Annotated in this window: 17 protein-coding genes and 2 pseudogenes; 11 read left to right on the top strand and 8 right to left on the bottom strand. The window is 69.2% G+C overall.

Going from position 1 to position 17,746, the window contains the following annotated elements; genetic code table 11:
• Positions 1 to 1,030: 1,030 nt before the first annotated feature.
• The 4 genes from ACGFRF_RS27955 to ACGFRF_RS27940 all read left to right on the top strand — a co-directional run bounded on the left by ACGFRF_RS27955 (position 1,031) and on the right by ACGFRF_RS27940 (position 5,753).
• Positions 1,031 to 1,648 (top strand): NADPH-dependent FMN reductase, encoded by a 618-nt coding sequence (locus ACGFRF_RS27955; protein ID WP_393744503.1) that lies wholly within the window; start codon positions 1,031 to 1,033, stop codon positions 1,646 to 1,648.
• A 709-nt stretch (positions 1,649 to 2,357) separates the two neighbouring features.
• Positions 2,358 to 4,277: a PQQ-binding-like beta-propeller repeat protein gene (locus tag ACGFRF_RS27950; protein ID WP_393744501.1), complete on the top strand. Its 1,920-nt coding sequence runs from the start codon at positions 2,358 to 2,360 to the stop codon at positions 4,275 to 4,277.
• Positions 4,274 to 5,548, top strand: a complete 1,275-nt coding sequence (locus ACGFRF_RS27945; RefSeq protein WP_393744499.1) for an MFS transporter — start codon at positions 4,274 to 4,276, stop codon at positions 5,546 to 5,548. The genes ACGFRF_RS27950 and ACGFRF_RS27945 overlap by 4 nt, the downstream gene beginning before the upstream one ends.
• A gap of 58 nt (positions 5,549 to 5,606) precedes the next feature.
• Complete coding sequence (locus tag ACGFRF_RS27940) at positions 5,607 to 5,753, top strand: hypothetical protein (protein ID WP_393744497.1); 147 nt, start codon at positions 5,607 to 5,609, stop codon at positions 5,751 to 5,753.
• A gap of 134 nt (positions 5,754 to 5,887) precedes the next feature.
• On the opposite strand, the gene ACGFRF_RS27935 is transcribed toward ACGFRF_RS27940, so the two are convergent.
• The gene (locus tag ACGFRF_RS27935) at positions 5,888 to 6,202 is read right to left on the bottom strand and encodes a hypothetical protein (protein WP_393744495.1); all 315 of its coding nucleotides are present in this window, start codon (positions 6,200 to 6,202) and stop codon (positions 5,888 to 5,890) included.
• 447 nt (positions 6,203 to 6,649) lie between these two features.
• Between ACGFRF_RS27935 and ACGFRF_RS27930 the strand changes: the two genes are divergently transcribed.
• On the top strand, positions 6,650 to 7,552 hold the full coding sequence (locus tag ACGFRF_RS27930; RefSeq protein WP_393744493.1) for a TIGR03619 family F420-dependent LLM class oxidoreductase: 903 nt from the start codon (positions 6,650 to 6,652) through the stop codon (positions 7,550 to 7,552).
• A gap of 15 nt (positions 7,553 to 7,567) precedes the next feature.
• Here ACGFRF_RS27930 and ACGFRF_RS27925 read toward each other — a convergent pair.
• Positions 7,568 to 7,790, bottom strand: a pseudogene (locus ACGFRF_RS27925) (IS5/IS1182 family transposase); the annotation flags it as partial.
• Positions 7,791 to 7,986: 196 nt separating this feature from the next.
• Here ACGFRF_RS27925 and ACGFRF_RS27920 point away from each other — a divergent pair.
• Positions 7,987 to 8,460, top strand: coding sequence for a hypothetical protein (locus ACGFRF_RS27920; RefSeq protein WP_393744491.1), 474 nt, complete (start codon positions 7,987 to 7,989; stop codon positions 8,458 to 8,460).
• A 329-nt stretch (positions 8,461 to 8,789) separates the two neighbouring features.
• Here the strand turns inward: ACGFRF_RS27920 and ACGFRF_RS27915 are convergent, their stop codons facing one another.
• The 4 genes from ACGFRF_RS27915 to ACGFRF_RS27900 all read right to left on the bottom strand — a co-directional run bounded on the left by ACGFRF_RS27915 (position 8,790) and on the right by ACGFRF_RS27900 (position 11,221).
• Positions 8,790 to 9,152: a DUF1304 domain-containing protein gene (locus ACGFRF_RS27915; RefSeq protein WP_393744489.1), complete on the bottom strand. Its 363-nt coding sequence runs from the start codon at positions 9,150 to 9,152 to the stop codon at positions 8,790 to 8,792.
• A gap of 243 nt (positions 9,153 to 9,395) precedes the next feature.
• Positions 9,396 to 9,818: a CU044_5270 family protein gene (locus ACGFRF_RS27910; RefSeq protein WP_393744487.1), complete on the bottom strand. Its 423-nt coding sequence runs from the start codon at positions 9,816 to 9,818 to the stop codon at positions 9,396 to 9,398.
• A 291-nt stretch (positions 9,819 to 10,109) separates the two neighbouring features.
• On the bottom strand, positions 10,110 to 10,646 hold the full coding sequence (locus tag ACGFRF_RS27905) for a cysteine hydrolase family protein (protein WP_393744485.1): 537 nt from the start codon (positions 10,644 to 10,646) through the stop codon (positions 10,110 to 10,112).
• Positions 10,647 to 10,942: 296 nt separating this feature from the next.
• Positions 10,943 to 11,221, bottom strand: a complete 279-nt coding sequence (locus ACGFRF_RS27900; protein WP_393744483.1) for a GlsB/YeaQ/YmgE family stress response membrane protein — start codon at positions 11,219 to 11,221, stop codon at positions 10,943 to 10,945.
• Between the two features lie 875 nt (positions 11,222 to 12,096).
• On the opposite strand from ACGFRF_RS27900, the gene ACGFRF_RS27895 reads away from it, so the two are divergent.
• The 5 genes and pseudogenes from ACGFRF_RS27895 to ACGFRF_RS27875 form a co-directional block, all read left to right on the top strand.
• Positions 12,097 to 12,468: a phage holin family protein gene (locus tag ACGFRF_RS27895; protein WP_393744665.1), complete on the top strand. Its 372-nt coding sequence runs from the start codon at positions 12,097 to 12,099 to the stop codon at positions 12,466 to 12,468.
• Positions 12,465 to 12,911: a DUF3618 domain-containing protein gene (locus ACGFRF_RS27890; protein WP_393744481.1), complete on the top strand. Its 447-nt coding sequence runs from the start codon at positions 12,465 to 12,467 to the stop codon at positions 12,909 to 12,911. Before ACGFRF_RS27895 ends, ACGFRF_RS27890 begins: the two co-directional genes overlap by 4 nt.
• A gap of 277 nt (positions 12,912 to 13,188) precedes the next feature.
• Positions 13,189 to 13,386 carry a hypothetical protein gene (locus ACGFRF_RS27885; RefSeq protein ID WP_393744479.1) on the top strand — a complete coding sequence of 66 codons (198 nt, stop codon included), beginning with the start codon at positions 13,189 to 13,191 and terminating at the stop codon, positions 13,384 to 13,386.
• A 513-nt stretch (positions 13,387 to 13,899) separates the two neighbouring features.
• Positions 13,900 to 14,730: an alpha/beta fold hydrolase gene (locus tag ACGFRF_RS27880; protein ID WP_393744477.1), complete on the top strand. Its 831-nt coding sequence runs from the start codon at positions 13,900 to 13,902 to the stop codon at positions 14,728 to 14,730.
• 95 nt (positions 14,731 to 14,825) lie between these two features.
• Positions 14,826 to 15,489 (top strand): annotated as a pseudogene (locus ACGFRF_RS27875) (transposase family protein); the annotation flags it as partial.
• 205 nt (positions 15,490 to 15,694) lie between these two features.
• On the opposite strand, the gene ACGFRF_RS27870 reads toward ACGFRF_RS27875, so the two are convergent.
• Positions 15,695 to 16,282, bottom strand: a complete 588-nt coding sequence (locus ACGFRF_RS27870) for an isochorismatase family protein (protein WP_393744475.1) — start codon at positions 16,280 to 16,282, stop codon at positions 15,695 to 15,697.
• Between the two features lie 625 nt (positions 16,283 to 16,907).
• Positions 16,908 to 17,723: an urease accessory protein UreD gene (locus ACGFRF_RS27865; protein WP_393744664.1), complete on the bottom strand. Its 816-nt coding sequence runs from the start codon at positions 17,721 to 17,723 to the stop codon at positions 16,908 to 16,910.
• Between the last annotated feature and the right edge of the window lie 23 nt (positions 17,724 to 17,746).

The raw sequence follows: 17,746 nt of genomic DNA, 5'->3' as shown, positions 1-17,746 counted from the left end.
CGGTCGGCGAGGACGCCATCCGCGCGGCACTGGCCACCGCAACGCGGTAGCCGTCAATTATCACGGACCGTGATGTGGTCCGGCCGTGCCATGCCCCCGCCCGGTGGGTACCGGGCGGGGGCATATCTCGCACGCAAAGGCGTCGAATCCAGTGCCGAAGTGGCGGCGGCCCGGAGCTACTGGACGGACCTTCTCAAGGGCTCGGGCTCACTCACCTGCACGCCGGCCACCTCACTTGGTTCGCGACGACACTGCGCACAGTGACCGGGACACCCGACTTCTGCGTCGGCTCCTCCTACGCGGGCCGGGAGGAGTCGACGAAGGCGCCGTCGGATATTTCGTGCGCCCTGTTCCTGTGCGGTTCTCGGGAAACTTGGACGTGCGGGACCAGTGGCTGAGGTCCGTCGCTCAGGTCCCACTATCCGTGCAGGACCTGATGGCCTGGCTCCGATGGCAGGGCGGCGACCGGGCACGCCTCCCGTCTTCCAGGCCGCCTCGACATACCAAGACGTTGCTCCTGCCAGGATCCAGGTTCCCGGCCGGAACGTCCGCCGCGTTCAGGTCACCCCGCTCGCATCTCCCTTCCAAATGCACCTGGAGGCACGGCCTTTGGCGGACCGCGGTGCGGCGGTCGAGTTGCAGTGGGACCCACGCATGGTGGCCACGGGATGCGTCCATGGGCTGCATGACGTGCTGCTGTCCGACGCGGCTATCCTGGCGTAGGCGTCCGGAGGCGGAGGCGCTGCGGGCGTACGCGACCGAGCAGAACCGCCGCTGGTTCCGTGCGAACCCGAACGGCGTGGACGCGTCCTGACCGACCGGCACCACCCGTTCACGATGGCCCACTCCTTCGACACCCACTGGTTCATGAACGACCGCACGAGCGACTGAGCCGCCGCCCACGGCCTTTCTCCCCCTGTCCCCCGCGCCCGGTAACGGATCGGTATCGCGTCGGGAACCCGCTCCGACACTCTCAAGTCATCGGAAGGCGGTCCCGAAGGGGAACCGTCCGAACGACAGGGAGACCGGGGTGACCAGGATCGTACTGATGTCGGGCAGTCTGCGGCGCGGCTCGGTGAACAGCACCGCCGTCGCGACGATCGGCCGACTGCTGGCGCGGCGGGACGCGCAGGTGCACACTCCGCTGCTGGATCTGCGGACGCTGCCGTACTACGACCAGGACCTCGACGCGGCCGACGGCCCGGCCGCGGTGGCCAAGGCGCGGCGGCTGCTCGGATCGGCGGACGCCCTGGTCATCAGCACCCCGTCCTACAACGGAGGCGCTCCGGGCGTCCTGAAGAACGCCCTGGACTGGCTCTCCCGTCCCTGGGGCGACAGCGCCCTGACCGGATTGCCGACCGCGCTGATGAGCGCATCGCCCGGGCCCCGCGGTGCGGCGGACGCCCAGCCGGGACTGCGGGTCAACCTCGAACGCTCCGGAGCGGTCCTCATCGACCACCGTCCCCTCGCGCTCGGCGACGCGGAAGCCCTGCCGCGCACGGATCAGGGGTTCACCGATTCCTCGGTGCTCGCCCTGCTGGAGGAACTGGCCGACGCCGTATGGGCGGCAAGGCGCGGCGCGGCCGGCGCCGAGGTGATCCGCCCGGCAACCGGTGACGGTGGCCTGCGCCCCGCGGCCGTCGCCTGAGACAGGCCTGCTCCGGCGCGGCGCCGTGACGCGCCGCGTCCCTCACAGACTTGCCCCGTGCGTGGTGCCCACAAGGTACGCGTCGGCGGCAGGAACGCCCGTCCGGCCATGGACGGCACTTCGCTTCGGCACCACGCCATGTGGAGCCCGGACTCCTGAAAGGGGGTGCCCCTCATGACGAACCTCGTCCGCCGCGTGACCCGCCCCGCCATCTGACGCGCCCTGTCAGTTCCCTTCCCACCAGACAGCAATGCGAAGGAGGTGCAGTCCCATGACCAAGCTCGTCCGCCGCGTGACCCGCCCCGCCATCTGACGCGCCCTGTCAGTTCCCTTCCCACCAGACAGCAATGCGAAGGAGGTGCAGTCCCATGACGAACCTCGTCCGCCGCGTGACCCGCCCCGCCATCTGACGCACCCTGTCAGTTCCCTTCCCACCAGACAGCAATGCGAAGGAGGTGCAGTCCCATGACCAAGCTCGTCCGCCGCGTGACCCGCCCCGCCATCTGATGCGTCCTCACCCTGTAGCGCAGTGAGGAATCGCCCCCTGGGGCCGGGTCACCCCAGCCCCGGGGGGCACGTCCACGTCCGCACGGCACATGCCGCGGCCCGCGTGTCGTACTGCACGCCGTACCCTCCCCTTTTTTCTTCTCATTCACCCTGCGCACTTTTGTTGCCGCTTCAACCCGTCCGACGAGAGTGGAGTCTCACCATGGAGATCCCCGAGATCCCCGAACGGATCACACGGATCGTCAGCCTGCCCGGTCGCGGGCTCTTGGCCTGTGACGTCCGCGGTGGCCTGCACCGCCTCGACCACGACCTGACCCTGCGCCGGTCGTCCGGTCTGCCCGCCGTGGCGCAGGATCCGGCCGGCTGCCCGGTGTACGGCGTCGCCCTCGCCGGCGACTGGATCATCACCCGCGACAAGACCGGCACCATCTGCCGCTGGCACGCCGACACGCTGCGCCTGACCGACCGCCTGGACGCCCGCACCACCGCCGACCACTCCCTGCTGCTGGAGGGCGAACAGCCCTCTCCCACGATGCTGCGCGGCATCGGCGTGTGGAACGGCAAGGCGTACGTGGACAACGGGTACTTCCAGGTCGTCGTACTGGACGTCGAGACCTTCGCCGTCGAGCGCATCGTCCCCTGGCCGCACGGCTACGACATGCTCGAATGGTTCTGCACCGACGCCCCGGGCGTGCACGCCGTCGCCGACCGGCACGGGTGCGTGCACCTCGGCTCGCTGGAGGAGTGGTCGTTCCCCACCACGGTGCGCATCGACACCTCCAACGTGCACCGCGTCGTCTACGACGCCCGGCACCACCGCTTCTGGGCCATCGGCGACGCCGGCATCGGCGACACCCGCAACGTCTCCAACGGCGTGGTGACCATCGGGCTGGACGGCACGATCGACCAGCGCATGCACTTCGCCCGCAACGACGTCGAAGGACTCGTCTTCTCCCCGGACTTCACCACCGCCTACATCGGCGGCTTCGACGGGGAACTGCTCCTGTTCGACAACACCACCCCCGAACTGACCGTCCGCAAGCGGGTCACCGGCTTCAGCCACCAGATCATCGACGTCACCATCGACGAGGAGGGGCGCGTCTACACCCTCACCCAGGACGGCGAGATCACGGCGTTGTCCCCGGAGGGCGAGGTGCTGCACCGGCTCGATCACACCCGCCAGTGCGTGTGGGACCTGCGCCCGCTGCCCGGCGGCGCGACCACCGTCCTGGCCGCCACCGACGACGGAACCGCCGTGGTGCGCCTCGACGCCCGCGGCGAGCACGCCCGGCTGGACCTGGTCGAGGAGTATCACGGTGCGCCGGGCTTCGCCCGCCGGGCCGAGCCGTGCGGCGACGACCGGGTGGCGATCTTCTGGCCCGACACGGTGCGCCGGTTCCACCCCGACGGCACCACCGTGTGGGAGGAGCGCCTGCCCGGCATCGTCCACACCGTCTCGGTCTCGCCGGACCACAGCCGCGTCCTGGTGGCCTGCAACGCCGGCGGATACGAGTTCGACGCGGCCACCGGCCGGCAGCTGCTGCACATCGACGGGCTGCCCGCGAGCGCGTGGGCGTCGGCCTATCTGCCGGACGGGCGACGGGTGCTGGGTTGCCGTACCGGCCGACTCGCGGCCTACGACGAGACCGGCCGCGTCTCCTGGGAGACGGAGCTGGACAGCTACCCCAAGCGGCTGCTGGTCGACGGCGACCAACTGCGCGTCACCGGGGGCGGCGGCGTCAAGGAGCTGGTCGTCGGCGAGGACAAGCCGCGGCGGCAGTTCGTGGAACTGCTCGACAACACGGCCGAGAACTGCGCCCTGATCGACGGCACGCTGTGTGTGGTCACCTACGGCATGCAGATCGCCGCCTACGACCACGACAGCGGCGAACTGCTCGCCCTGCACGAGGACCTGCCCGACTTCCCCAAGGGGATGACAGCGCTGCGTGGCGACGACGGCCGGGCGTACGTTGTGGTCGGCGGCCGGGGCGGCTACCTGCGCCTGTACCGGCTGGACCGCAGCGGTGAGGGTCCGGTGCTGACCGTACTGCGCGACCTGTGGCTGCCGCGTTCCTCCGGTACCCGTCCCTTCCCCGCCGCGGCCGGCGCGGCCCGGCCGTGACCACGGCCGGCCGGGTGCGCGCCGGGCACGGCACCGCCCGCGGCGACGAGGTGGTGGAGCCCTCCCCGTTCACCGAGCGCCGCTTCCTCGTCTTCGCCGCCGGGAACGCCGTCAACAACGTCGGCGAGGCCCTGTACGCGACCGCGCTGCCGCTGCTGGCGTACCGGCTGACCGGCTCGCTGTCGGTGATGGCGTGGCTGGCCGCCGCCGTGCCGATGAGCATGCTCCTGGCCCCCTGGTTCGGCTCGGTGGCCGACCGGCGCGGCACGTCCGGCCTCGTCCTGTACGGGCTGCTGGCGCAGGCCTCGGCGGCCCTGGCGATGAACCTGCTGCTGTGGCAGGGCCATCCGCAGACCTGGACGCTGTTCGTGTGCGCCCTGGTCGTGGCGGCCGGCGGGGTCGCCTACCGGACCGGCTGGATGACGGACGTACCCGTGATGTTCCCGCGCTGCCCGGCGCGGGCCCGCGGCACCCTCAACAGCCTGTTCCTCGCCACCACCCTCGCAGGGCCGGTCCTGGTCGCCGCGACCCTGCCCCTGCTTGGCTACCTGGGCGTGCTGTGGCTGAACCTGCCGACGTTCTTCGCACCGCTGGCGGTGTGGGCGGTGGGCGTGCGCCCGCCGCGCCGCACCGCCGCGGGCGCCCGGCGCCAGCAACCGGCGCGCCTGCGCAAGGTCTGGCACGACATCACCGCCGACCGGCGCATCGCCGTCACCCTCGTCCTGCAGATGGTGCTGGAAGCCGTCTGCGGCACCGGCCTGACGTCCCTGGTCCTCTTCGAACTGCGCCACTCCTGGCGGCTGTCCGGGCAACAGGCCGGCTGGGTCGTCGCCACCGTCAACCTGAGCCTGCTGACCGGCAACCTGCTCGTCTCGCAGCGCGAACGACTGCGCCCCAGAACTCTGTTGCCCGTGGCCCTCGCCGCCCGCGCCGCTTCCCTGGGCCTGCTGGCGGTGCCGGTGTGGCCGCTGTTCCTCACCGCCCTGGTCCTCGGAGCGGTCGCCCAGGGAGCGCTGCTGGCCGCCGTGGTGATGCTGCGGGTGCGCTACCTGCCGCAGGCCGTCATGGGGCGGGCCTCGGGCCTGATGTGGCTGCTGAGCGGATCGGCCGCGCTGCTGTCCCCAGTTGTGATCCCCCCGCTCGACCATGTTGCGGGCCCGCACGCCACGTTCCTGGCGCTCGGCGTCGTCTCGTCGGTGGTGATGGTCCACCTGCACCGCGCCCGCACCGCCTGGACAACGACGAACCCGGCGACGACCGAGCCGGCCTAGGAGGAGGACGACACAACCGGGCCACCCCAACGACGAAGTCCCGGTGGTCTTGGAGGAAATGCGTCAGCAGTTCGTCAACAGCGGCCAGACGCTCCCCGCCACCACGTCGGACCGCGCCTACCTGGCTGAGATGGACAGCGTCCTCCAGGACATGATCGCCGCCTGGAAGCGAGCGCTCGACCTCGAGTGGGGTAACGACGGCTGAGAGCCTGCTCGTCGGCTTGGACACGCAGCAGCAAGCCGACCAGGGGAAGGCGGCCGGTGCACGACGATCAGCGCACTGGTCACGCCTCCCAGCGTCCCCTAGGCCGGGTTGGTGGGCGGGTCCGCCCGGGACGGTCAGGCAGTGTCGCCGGTCCAGTCCCAGCGGTCCGGCTCGCCAGGGCGCGGGTCGTACAGGGCCCGGCCGCCGGCGCCGAACTGCCCCAGCTCGGTGGCCGGCGCGACGCCGGTGTCGACCTCGTCCTGCGTCCAGCCGGTGATGTCGAGCAGCAGGCCGCCCAGTGTGCCGTCGACCAGTTCGGCGCAACGCCGGTCGGGCCGCGGGCCGGGGTGGTCGTGGTCGGGGCGAGGGCCTTGGTGCGATCGGGCGGTACCGGCCGCCGCTCGACGCCGATCGTCGGATCGCCTTCTATCCAGCCATGACGCCGCCACCAGTGCAAACCTTCGGGTGTTGGCGGGCTGTGTGACCCGTACGTGAGCGATAGGGACGTTCTTCCCGCTCCTATAAAGTGAAGATCCGGTTCAGGGTGCCCGGGTGCCCCGGTACGCCTCGCGGCAACTGTTCCTGCCCTCAGCAGTGAACGCCCATGAAGGATCACGAAGGAAGCAGCATGTCGATCTGCGCCGCTCGGCTCTCGGGCCACTTTGGGCGGCAAGCACACGGCTGTGCTCCTGATCGACAGCTCCGCCACGTTCCTCCTGACCGCCCCCCTATCCGTGGTTTGGTGTCCGCCTTGTCGCGCTGTGGTCACGGGCGGAGCCCCGGCCTCCGTTCGGTTTTCCCGGCACGTGCTCCGCCCCGGCGCCCGCCCCTCCCATCGGACATGGCACGCAAGGGCCGACGCCGACAGGCCGGCCCGAACCATCTGGAGAAGAGACATGCACGTAGGTTTCGCACTGCCGCAGTTCCACCTGCAGGCAGAAGGAGTGGCACGTACCGCCGAATTCGCGGGCGAGGCGGAGAAGGCCGGTGCCGCGAGCCTGTGGGTGGGCGACCGCAATCTGGCGGCCGTCGACCCGATCGTCGGCTACGGCGGCCAGGGCAGGACCATCCCGGCCGAACTCAACGCCGCCGCCGACCCGTTCGTCCTGCTGGGCATCGCGGCCGGTGCCACCCGGCGGGTTTTGCTGGGCTCGCACGTGCTCATCGCGCCGCTGTACCCGCCCGTCCAGCTGGCCAGGGCCCTGACCACGATCGACCTCGTCAGCGGGGGCCGACTGCTGCCGGGCTTCGGTATCGGCTGGTCGCCCGAGGAATACCAAGCGGCCGGCGTCGACTTCACGCGACGGGGCGCGCGTATGGAAGAGCTCCTCGATGCCCTGGAAGCGATCTGGACCACCGATCCGGCCGCTTACGAGGGGACCTCGCTGAGCATTCCGGCCCACCACTCTCCCCTGAAGCCGGCCCGCAAGCCCCGCCCGCCGTTCTACCTGGGAGCGCTGTCCGAACGGGCGTTGAGGCGTGTCGCCCGCCGCGCCGACGGCTGGCTTCCGCTCTGCGTCGTGCCCAGCTATGTCGACATCGACGGTCTCGCCGCCCAGCGCGCTCTGCTGGACCGTCTGGCGACGGAGGCCGGACGCGATCCGGAGAAGATCGACACCGTCCTGCGGGTCAACATCGACGCGGGCACCCCGACGACGGACGTCGCCGACACGATCAAGAGGATCCATGAGCGCACGGGGATCGACCACTTCATGGTCGACTCCATGTACGACGTGGCGACCGTCGACGGTTCCCTCGCCCACGCCCGCGACGTGCTGGAGCTGGTGGCCAAGGGCTGAGAAGGCCGACCGGCCTGCCTCGCGATCGAAAGCGGGTGGCCTGCCGCCCCGGCTTCCCCGCCGCAGGCGGTGGCCGCGTTGGTCGGCCGGAACGGGGATGACCGCCCGGGTCCCGCGCTTGCGCAGATGCTCGCGGATCGCGCGCGAGGAGTACGCCTTATCGGCCAGGGCCACGGGCCACCTCCGGCCTGGTGCGGGGCCGTCCTCGCAGTCGAGGAACGCGAAGGCGGGCCATGACGCCGGCGGGCGGCTGGGGGCAGCATTCGCCCTCGCCTCCCGCACGCTCGAGGCCGGCCTTCAGTACCGGTCCGGGCGGATCGTGAAACGCGCCCGTGCGGTGCGGCGCAGCCTGACCAGCGCTTCCCCGCCCAAGGTGGTGCGAGACTTCGACGAGCGCCTGCACGGCGTCTCCTTGCAGGAAGGATGACCACGGCATGAGGGTGGGGATCACCGGGCACCGCGGACTGAGCACGCGGGTCGAGGAGCAAGTGCGGGCTCTCCTGGCCGACCGGGTCAAGGCGTACGACCCGGCCGAACTCGTTGGCGTCTCGTGCATCGCCGACGGCCCTGACTCCTGGTTCGCGTCAACCGTCCTGCAGCACGGCGGCCGCCTTGAGGTCGTCATCCCCGCTACCGCGTACCGCCAGGGCCTGCCCGACTGGCACCACCCCGTCTACGACCGGCTCATCTCCCGCGCGGCCGACGTTCACCACACCGGCATCACCGAGTCGACCTCTGAAGCCCATCAGGTGGGATCCGAGATCCTCGTCGGCCTGGTGGATGAGCTGATCGCCGTATGGGACGGGAAACCAGCGCGGGGATACGGAGGCACCGCGGACGTGGTGGCGTACGCCGAACGGACCGGCGTCCCAGTGCGCGTGCTGTGGCCCGAGGGCGCCAGCCGATGACAGCAGCAGGCGGGCTGATCGCTCAGCTCGCCTGCTGCTCAGCGTCAAGGCGTCGGCCCGCGAACCTTGCCGAGCGAATCGTCGGCGGACATGTACCCCTTCGCTGTCGGCCGGCCTGCCGCGCCGAACGGATCAGGTGCCGCTGTGGGCGACGGCCGGACTCGCGCTGCATCGCCATGGCCGAGGCCCTCGTCCCGCTCCTGCGCCGGGCCTGCTCGGAGGGTGCCGCGCGGATACGGCGGCTACTACCAGGTGGACTTGGACGATGAGGGGGGACCGTGGCTGGCGGATCCGGGAGCGCCGGCCCGGGTTCCGCCACAGGGCGTCGGTCAGTGGGCCAGGAACACGAGCGTGAGGCCCACGGCCGCCGGGAGCGTCTGGACGTACAGGATCCGCCGGCTGGAGGTGGCGGCCCCGTACAGGCCCGCCACCGCGACGCACACCAGGAAGAACACCTTCACCTGGAAACCCACCGGGTCGGAGGCCACCGCGCCCCACGCCAGGCCGGCGGCGAGGAAGCCGTTGTACAGGCCCTGGTTGGCCGCGAGCGCCTTCGTTCGGGAGGCGAACTCGACACTGGTCCCGAAGGCCGCCCGCGCTCTCGGGCCGGTCCAGAGGAACATCTCCAGGACGAGGATGTAGGCATGCAGGCAGGCGATGGCCCACACCACGACGGATGCTATGAGTGACATGCCGACCATGATCGGTCATGCCGCGGGTGCGGAGCACCGTCTCGGCGAATTGACGCGCCGTCCCCGGCGCGCGGCCTGTGTTGCGGCCTGGAGCAGGTTGCCGCGCCCAGTTCGGTCATCAGCCGGAACGTACGCTGGGCGTTGGAGCTCGGCGCGCGGTCGAGGGCCACCAAGGTAGGACACCGTCCGCCGCCGTGCTGCCTCCCGACGCTGACGCGGCACCAACCTCATGCGGCATCATCGCTAGTGGGGCGACCGCGTCCTCACGCATCGGTACCTTCCGCCGGGGCGCTGCTTCTGGGCATCGACGACGGCCCGCTCCAGCACGGCGGTGTTCTCGAGGACCGTGCCGGGCTTGATGCCGTTGGCCTCTTGACCTTCACAGCGCGGCTGCCGAGATAGGCATATGTCCTGCGGTCGGAAGATCCACTCGGTGCGATCGCCGCTCTGCTGGTCGACGTGGGCCAGGGCGATGCCCTCGCGTCCCGTGGCGTCCTTCACATGCTCCACCACCACGACGCCGGGGATCTTGGCCGCGGCCCGGTACAGCGCCGCGTTCAGCTTTGCCGGTACGAGCTGCTCATCGAGCAGGTCGCCGACCGTGGTGAACGCCTGCTGGTCCGGGGAGTTCCCCTTACCCTTGGTCTCCCTGGCGCCCCGTCGCAACCCGCCCGCCGGTCCTCCGTTCAGCTGACATGCAGCCCGCGCGTCGGGTCACGCGTCCAGACCAGGGGGAAGCTCATGCGCGTCCCGCAGTTCCGCAGGGTTTCGGCCGCCGCCGCGGTGCTGGGGGCGGGCATCGCGTTCACCGCCTGCAAAGGTGGGGGACAAACCGCCGGTGGATCGCGGCCGTCGGCGCGTTTCTGGCCCTGCTGCTCTCGGCGGTCACCCTGTCCGTGGCTCTGCGGCGGCGTCCAGGGCGGTGAGGACCAGGCAATCAGTGCCGGCACCTTGGTTTCACGTCCAGAGTTCCTGGCTTCCGCACACGCGCGCACCCATGTTGCGCTCCATCATCCGCAGTGCCGCCTGAGCGAGATCCTCGTGAATGTGCGCGACGGCGTCGTGCGGAACGATGACTTCGAAGTGCCGGATGTGAGCATCCAGGGCGGAGTACAGAACGCACTGTTCGGTCACCTGCCCGGCGAGCACCAGCCGGTCGACACCCTGCTGCTGCAACAGGTAATGCAGCGGTGTCTCGAAGAAGATCGAGTGGCGGGCCTTGAGCACGAAGAGCGAGTCCGCATCGGGCTTCAAAGGCTCGACGAGATGGGCATGCGGAGTGGCCAGAGCCCGCTCAAGCAACTCGCCGTGATGTGAACGCCATTCTCCGAAGTTGTCATTGACGTAGATGACCGGTACCCCGCGACCACGTGCGCGCCGCAGTAGATCGGTCAGGACCGGTACGACCGGTTCTGCCGAGCGGATCAGCTGGTCGGCGTCCTTGTGGTCGTAGGTGTTGATCATGTCGATGACGATCAGCGCTGTCTTGCTCATACGACCAGCGTTCCACCGATGGGCAGCGAGCCCACTCCTACCCGCCGGGCAAGACGCGGACGGCTCACCGTCTGGGTCCGTGGAACAGCGTGGCCGTCGGAACCATCGCGAATCCGGACCGCCGGAAGGGCCCGTGTGCGGGAAGCGGCAGCCCTGCCCGCGCCCGTGGGTCGGCCGTACTGCTGCGTCCCTCCCCGGGCGTCCTGTCGCGCGGCCGGCTCGTACACGGCGATGGCTCCCCCTGCGGATCCGGGGGAGCCATCCAGAGACGCTCGACCACGTGCCGCGTCAGTGGATCACGCGTGTCGGTGCGTGTGGCGGTTGCCGGCGATGAGGCGGTACACAGCGAGCAGGATGAGGGAGCCGACGATCGCGGCGATCCAGGTGGAAAGTTCGAAGAACCCGTCGACGGAGTCGACGCCGAAGATCACCTTGCCGAGCCAGCCGCCGAGCAGGCCACCGGCGATGCCGATGAGCATGGTGATGATGATGCCGCCGGGGTCCTTGCCCGGCATGATGGCCTTGGCGATGGCGCCGGCGAGCAGGCCGATGATGATCCACGCGATGATGCCCATGATGTGTCTCCGTCTCGCTGTATAAAGACTGTGTTAGCTCCTCGTCTGTACCGGCCGCGCTCATACAAACGTGGGATCGCGATTTTCGTCTCCTGGAGTCGGTGCGCGCCGCCGGGACGATCAGGTGGCTTCCCCATGACGGTGTCAATCTGCGCTGACGGTCGGCGGGAGCCTTGGTAGCAGCGGTTGTCGCGAAGCATGGCCCACAAGACGTTGACGCGTCGCTGGGCGACAGCAAGGACGACCTGCGTGTGCCGTTTGCCCTCGGTTCGTTCGCGCTGGTAGAAGCGGCCGGATTCGTCACACCATCGGACGCTGCTGAGGGCGGGGTACCAGAAGACCCGTTGCAGGGCACGGTGGTAGCACTTGGGCCGGTGCCGGTTGCCGCTGATGCGCCCGGAGTCCCTGGAGCTGGGGCGAGCCCGGCCATGCAGAGGTTCCGCGGCCCCGCCGCAACGGCCAGCCGTCATCGACGACACACCGGGCCAGACGCAGCCTGCCGGTCGGAGGCAGCGGGGCCTCCCGGTGGGACACGAGGGCCTCCTGCGGTCGGGCGTAGACGTCGTGATCCACACCGAACCCAGAAGGCCCTCACCTGTTCAAGCACCCCGCACGCGTGTCACCAACGTCCCGGGACAGCTCACCCAGCAGGTTCGGGGAGAGCCGGGAGACAGGCTGAAGCGGGCAAACATGGGGACCGTACGCCCGTCCTGAACTCGCCTGATCGGGGTACTCGCGCCCTCATCGGATGGCCGGGCGCATGACGCAGTCCGGCCGGCAGAAGCTCAGAGGGACAGGAGGTGGCCGCCTTGTCGAGCACGCAACCGCACCATGCCGAATCCGGCCAGAGTGCGGGCCGCTTGGGCCAGGAGCCAGTGGGCGAGCTGGTGCAGCGGGCCTCGCAGCAGCTGACCGAACTGGTGCGCGGCGAACTGCGCCTGGCGCAGGCGGAGATGAAGGAGAAGGGCAAGCGCTACGGCAAGGGCGGCGGCCTGTTCGGCGGCGCCGGCGTGGTCGGCTTCCTGATGGCGCAGGCGCTGGTCGCCACCGTGATCGCCGCGCTGGCGGTGGCGCTGCCGGTGTGGGCAGCTGGGCTGATCGTCACAGCGGTGCTGGGCGTGATCGCCGCAGTGATGGCCATGAGTGGAAAGAAGCAGGTCGACCAGGCCGCGCCGCCCACGCCCGAGCAGACGGTCGAGAACGTGAAGGCCGACGTGGCCGAGATCAAGGAGAGCGCACACCGATGACCCAGCCGCCTCACGACGAACCCACCGCCTCCAGCCCCGAAGAACTGCTCGAGCAGGTCGAGCAGACCCGGACCGAGCTCGGAGAGACGGTCGAGGCGCTCGCAGCGAAGACCGACGTCAAGGCGCGTGCCCAGGAGAAGGCCGCCGAGGCCAAGGAGCAGGCTGCTGCGAAGGCCGACGAGCTGAGGAAACAAGCCGCGGTAAAGGCCAGGGAACTGAAGGCGAAGGCCGCCGACCTGGCCCACCAGGCACAGGACCGGCTGCCCGATCCAGTCAAGGACAGGGCCGCCCAGGCCGGTCAGCTGTGGCAGGAGAAGGCACCCGAGCCGGTGCGGGCGAAAACCGCCCAGGGGGCGCAGCTGGCGCGGGATAACCGCAAGGTGCTGCTTGCGGCAGCGGGTGTGGCCGTCGTGATGTGGCTGGCCTGCCGCCGGAAGGGGTGAGCCGGGTGAAGGCGTCGAAGATCGCCTGCAAGCCGGTCGGTCTCGCGCACGTCCACCACTGCTGGCAGCAACTCCGAATACGCGCCGACCCACCCGAGTGATCCACCCGTGGGCGTTGGCGATGCCCCCACGCCCGCGGCAAGGCGAGTGCCCACCCGTTCGCGGTGCAGGTAACCGCCTTCGCACGCGGCAGGCTCGCCCCAGACGGGGGCCACGGCGGTGCTCGTGGGAGGAGGCCGCCCAACGGTCGGCGGACGAGGTGTGACGCGGAAGGGGGGTGCCGCTGGTTGCGGCGCCCCCCGACCAGGCCACCTACCAGCTGCAAGGCTTCGGGCTGCGCTACCAGATGTCCGGCATCAACGCCGCCATCGGCCTGGCGAACTGGGGATGGGCGAAGGAAGGGTACTTGACACAGACGTCCACCGACGGGGACGGAAGCGGAACGATCGTCAGGAATAACGCGGTGAGTGCGTAGTACACGCCCTTGCAGAGCGGGAGCACGCGCCAGCCGTCATGACGCCGTGTCGCCGGTAGATGACGACCGCTGTCGGCACGAACATCCTCAGACGCAACGTTCCCACATCGAACCGAATGCCCAAATCCCGCCTCAGACGCGGCTATCAGCACCCATCCGCCCATTGTGTTAGCCGTTGTAAGCGCTCAACGCAAGTGATCGAACACTGAACGTAAACAACAAGCACGGAGGCGAGAGAACGATGCGGGTTGGGCGCGCAGGAAATGAATACATTAAACTACGCCAGCTCATGATTCCGGAACAGACGCCGCCCGCCCCCTCGGCAAAGAAGTCGAGTAACGGCGCATGTCCGCCCCCGACATGCGCCGCAATTGATATACGCGTACCGTGGCAAGCGTCGACCGGATCGCAGTCCGCGCCCTGAGATGGCAGTGTCCCCATGCAACTGACCTGCTTGGCAGCAGACCGAATCCGTGCGTGCATCAGTTGCAATACTCCGCGAAGGAAGCAGACATGAGCACGGTTACAACGCCTGATGGCACTACCCTCTTCTACATTGACTGGGGTCCCCGCGACTCACAGCCGATTTTCTTCCACCATGGTTGGCCTCTTAGCTACGAAGACTGGGACAATCAGCTCCTGTACTTTCTGTCCAAGGGTTACCGCGTCATCGCCCACGATCGCCGCGGTCACGGCCGCTCCAGTCAACCGTCGTCAGGCCATGAGATGGACACCTACGTCACCGATCTGAATGTTCTGACCGATGCCCTGGATCTCCAAGGGGCAGTGCACATCGGGCACTCCACCGGCGGGGGCGAGGTCGTCCACTACGTAGCGCAGGCCAAGCCGGGCCGTGTAGCCAAGGCCGTCATCGCCAACGCCGTGCCACCAGTAATGGTCAAGAAGGAAAGCAACCCCGAGGGCACCCCCATCGAGGCGTTTGATGAGCTACGTGCGGCCCTTTCCGCTAATCGCGCCCAGTTCTATATTGACATCCCAGCGGGGCCGTTCTACGGCTACAACAGGCCCGGCGCTGAGGTGTCCCAAGGCCTCATCGATCGTTGGTGGACCCAGGGCATGATGGGCGCCGCTAACGCCCATTACGAGTGCATCAAGGCTTTCTCCGAAACCGACTTCACCGAAGATCTAAAGAAGATCGAGGTCCCTGTGCTCGTCATGCACGGCACAGACGATCAAATCGTGCCCTATGAGGACTCTGCACCAAAGTCGGTCGAACTGCTGAAGAACGGCACCCTTAAGTCGTACGAGGGTTACCCGCACGGGATGCTGTCGGTGCATCCAGATGAGCTGAACCCCGAAATCCTCGCCTTTGTCAAGGCTTAGACTCGCGCCGACGCGGTTCTCGTACTCGCGACGGGCCGGGGCGCCCTGGGCGCCGTCACGGAATGGACAGCGGGCGAGGAGTCCGCGGTGCACGGATGGCAAGGAGCTCATATGCTTGTCTACCGTCGGGCGTCGACGTGTCCACTTCTGCCCTACGCTTCCTGTCCACCCGTCTGCGGCTGTCGCGCGATCGGCTCCCACCTGGCGGCGTCTGAGCGCCGGCCGGCAGGCCCTGCTCACGCTCGCCCACCTGAGGGTGGGACACACGCATGCCCAGCTCGCGGCCGGGTTCGGCGTCGGGGTCACGACCGCCTACCGGTATGCCACCGAGGCCTCGCGCCCACTCTGACCGACGCGATACGGACCGCGTCGACGAAGGCGTTCGTGATCCCCGACGGCACGCTCCTGCCGATGGACCGCACTGCCGCCGACCGGCCTTTCTACTCTGGGAAACACCAGAAGCACGGCATGAGCGTCCAGGACCTCACGGATCCCTTCGGCCGACTGCTGTGGGCCTCACCGGCCCGGCCCGGCGCCGTCCACGATGTCCGCGCGGCTCGCGAACATGGCATCGTCGATGCCCTCGCCGAGACCGGCGTAGAGTGCCGGGCGGACAAGGCATATCGGGGCGTCGGCGGCACGATCCGTAGCCCCGGCTGGGGTCGCTGGGAAATCCTTTCCGCCGGTCAGAAGGCCGTAAACCGGTCCCACGCGAAAATCCGCGCACTCGTCGAGCAGGCCATGGCCACCCTCAGGTCTCTGCCTCTCACCTGAGACTGCGGTAGGGGGCGAGCCGGCGCGAGCGACCCACGATGGCGTATCACCTGAGGCACGGGGGAAGCTGACCTCGCGGACAGGATCGATCGAAGGGCAGCCGCACCGGGCCCGCAATGTCCGCGGCTGCCGAGAATGACCTTCACGGGTCTTCCCCCGGGCCCGGTGGCCCCGGAACTACTTGTGGGACCTACTGCGCGACGGCACCGGATACAGCGACGCCGGCCTGCTGGAAGTCCTCCAGGGTCGTGGCTGTGGTGTCGGGGGCGACGCCGACGCAGTAGTCCAGGAGCACGCGTGCGCGGAAGCCGGCCTTCACGGCGTCCAGTGCGGTCGCGCGGACGCAGTGGTCGGTGGCGATGCCCACCACGTCGACGTCCTCCACTCCGCGTTCGCGCAGCCAGTCGGCCAGGGGTGTGCCGTGCTCGTCGGCCCCTTCGAAGCCGCTCTTTGAGGCGCTGTGGGCGCCCTTGAAGAAGACCGCGTCGACCTTGCCGCCGTCGACGACGGGGGCGAAGTGGGGGTGGAACTCGCCTCCCTCGCCTCCCGCCACGCAGTGGACGGGGAAGCTGTCGTGGAAGTCGGGGGTGTCGGAGAAGTGGCTTCCCGGGTCGATGTGGTGATCCCGGGTCGCAACGACGTACTGGTAGTCACTACCCGCGCTCTGCTCGACGAGCTCGGCGACCGCCGTCGCGATCCGCGCGCCGCCCGACACGGGCACACTCCCCCCTTCGCAGAAGTCGTTCTGCACATCCACGACGATCAAGCCTCGGCTCATTACGTACATCCTTCGCAACGACGAAACGACCCTCGCGTTCTACGGGTTTCTCACGTCCGCCGGAGGGCATGGCGGGTCCTCATCACCCGCACGGCTCACGGACATTCACCGCAGAAACGATTCGCACGATGGAGGTGACCAGCACCCTCTGACGCGGCGTTCAGGCCTCACCCCGGCATCCGACGACGCCGCACCAGGCCAAGACTGATCGGCGTGGCGTTCGGGTGGCATGGGGCGAGACCTGTCACTCCTGCAGAGGCAGCCGGTCGGCTGTGGCACCGACCGTCAGGGATGCGTAGTGGGATGGTCCAAGGGGTGGTGGACGTTGATCTGACCGCCCACGGCGGGTCGAGTGGCGTGAACGCCCGCAGCCCAACAACCCGGCCGATCGCCAGGGTGGGTGGCGTTGAAGTCAGCGATCGCTGCGGCCTCACCAGGCCGTCGTCGTCCAGGTGACCGTCCACGCCTGGCCGCGACCGGTCGGCGCATTCTGCGCACCCCGGCGACCGAGACGCAGGTACCGGCGCCGGCCCTGTACGCGGTCCGGGCCGGATCACCAGCTATTTCCTTACCGGCAATGCGCCAAGTGGTGCGGGCCTTCCCCCGCGCCTCGCGGCGCCGTGGGTTACGTCTTCACGCCGGATAGGCGGGCCAGGGCCGCGTCGAGAAGGTGGCGCAGCTGTTCAGGCGTTGCTGCGACGGCGGTGGCGAGAAGTGCCGGGCTGTCGGCGAGCGGTGCGAGAACGCAGTGTCCCTGGACCGGGTCGCCGAGGACGACGGGCGCTGGAGGCGGATCCATCTCAGGGTCGACAAGGAGGATTTGCCCGATTGCGCGGTGGTTACCCAGCACGGCGGGCGAGTCCCAGGCCGGTGCCGGGGCACCGTAGGCGGTGTGCTGGTCGAGGATCGGTCGGCCGTCGCGTCGCACGGTCAGCCGGGTGGACAGGTGGCCTGGCGGCTCGGCGGTGCGTCCGAGGAGCTGTTCTTCGCGCAGGAGCAGTTGGGAGGTGCCGGCGAGTTCTACGCGGTAGGTCTGGTGCACGGTGCTGCCTTGAGTGCTGATCAGCGGCTGAGGCAGCCAGTGCAGGGACGCGTGTTCGCCGACGGTGAGCTGTACGTCGTAGGTGGCAGGGTCGGGGGTGGAGCCCCGCAGGGCGATGGTGGCGGCGGCGGCGGTCACCTCCAGTCGGGCGCGTGACAGCGCGGTGATGTCGAGGGCGAGTCTGTCTCCGCCGAGGGGTGCGCTCATCGCGCCCAGTACGCAGACCCGTGCCCGCTCTCCACGGGGCCGCAGCCGGCGCAGATGGAAGGGTCCGTCGCTGTGCAGGAGCGGAAGCGTGGTGGCTCGGCCGTTGTGGGCGGCTGTGATGCGGGCGGTGGCATGGACACCGGCGGGGTGGGCGATGGCCGGTTCGGAGGGCAGCGAAGCGGTCCCGGGGATATCTGGTGTGCCGACCTCGGCCG

Origin of the sequence: Streptomyces sp. NPDC048521 (genome assembly GCF_043199855.1) — a bacterium.
GTDB lineage: Bacteria > Actinomycetota > Actinomycetes > Streptomycetales > Streptomycetaceae > Streptomyces.
Note: the sequence above shows the minus strand (reverse complement) of the source record. Positions and strands in the feature narration are given on the sequence as shown.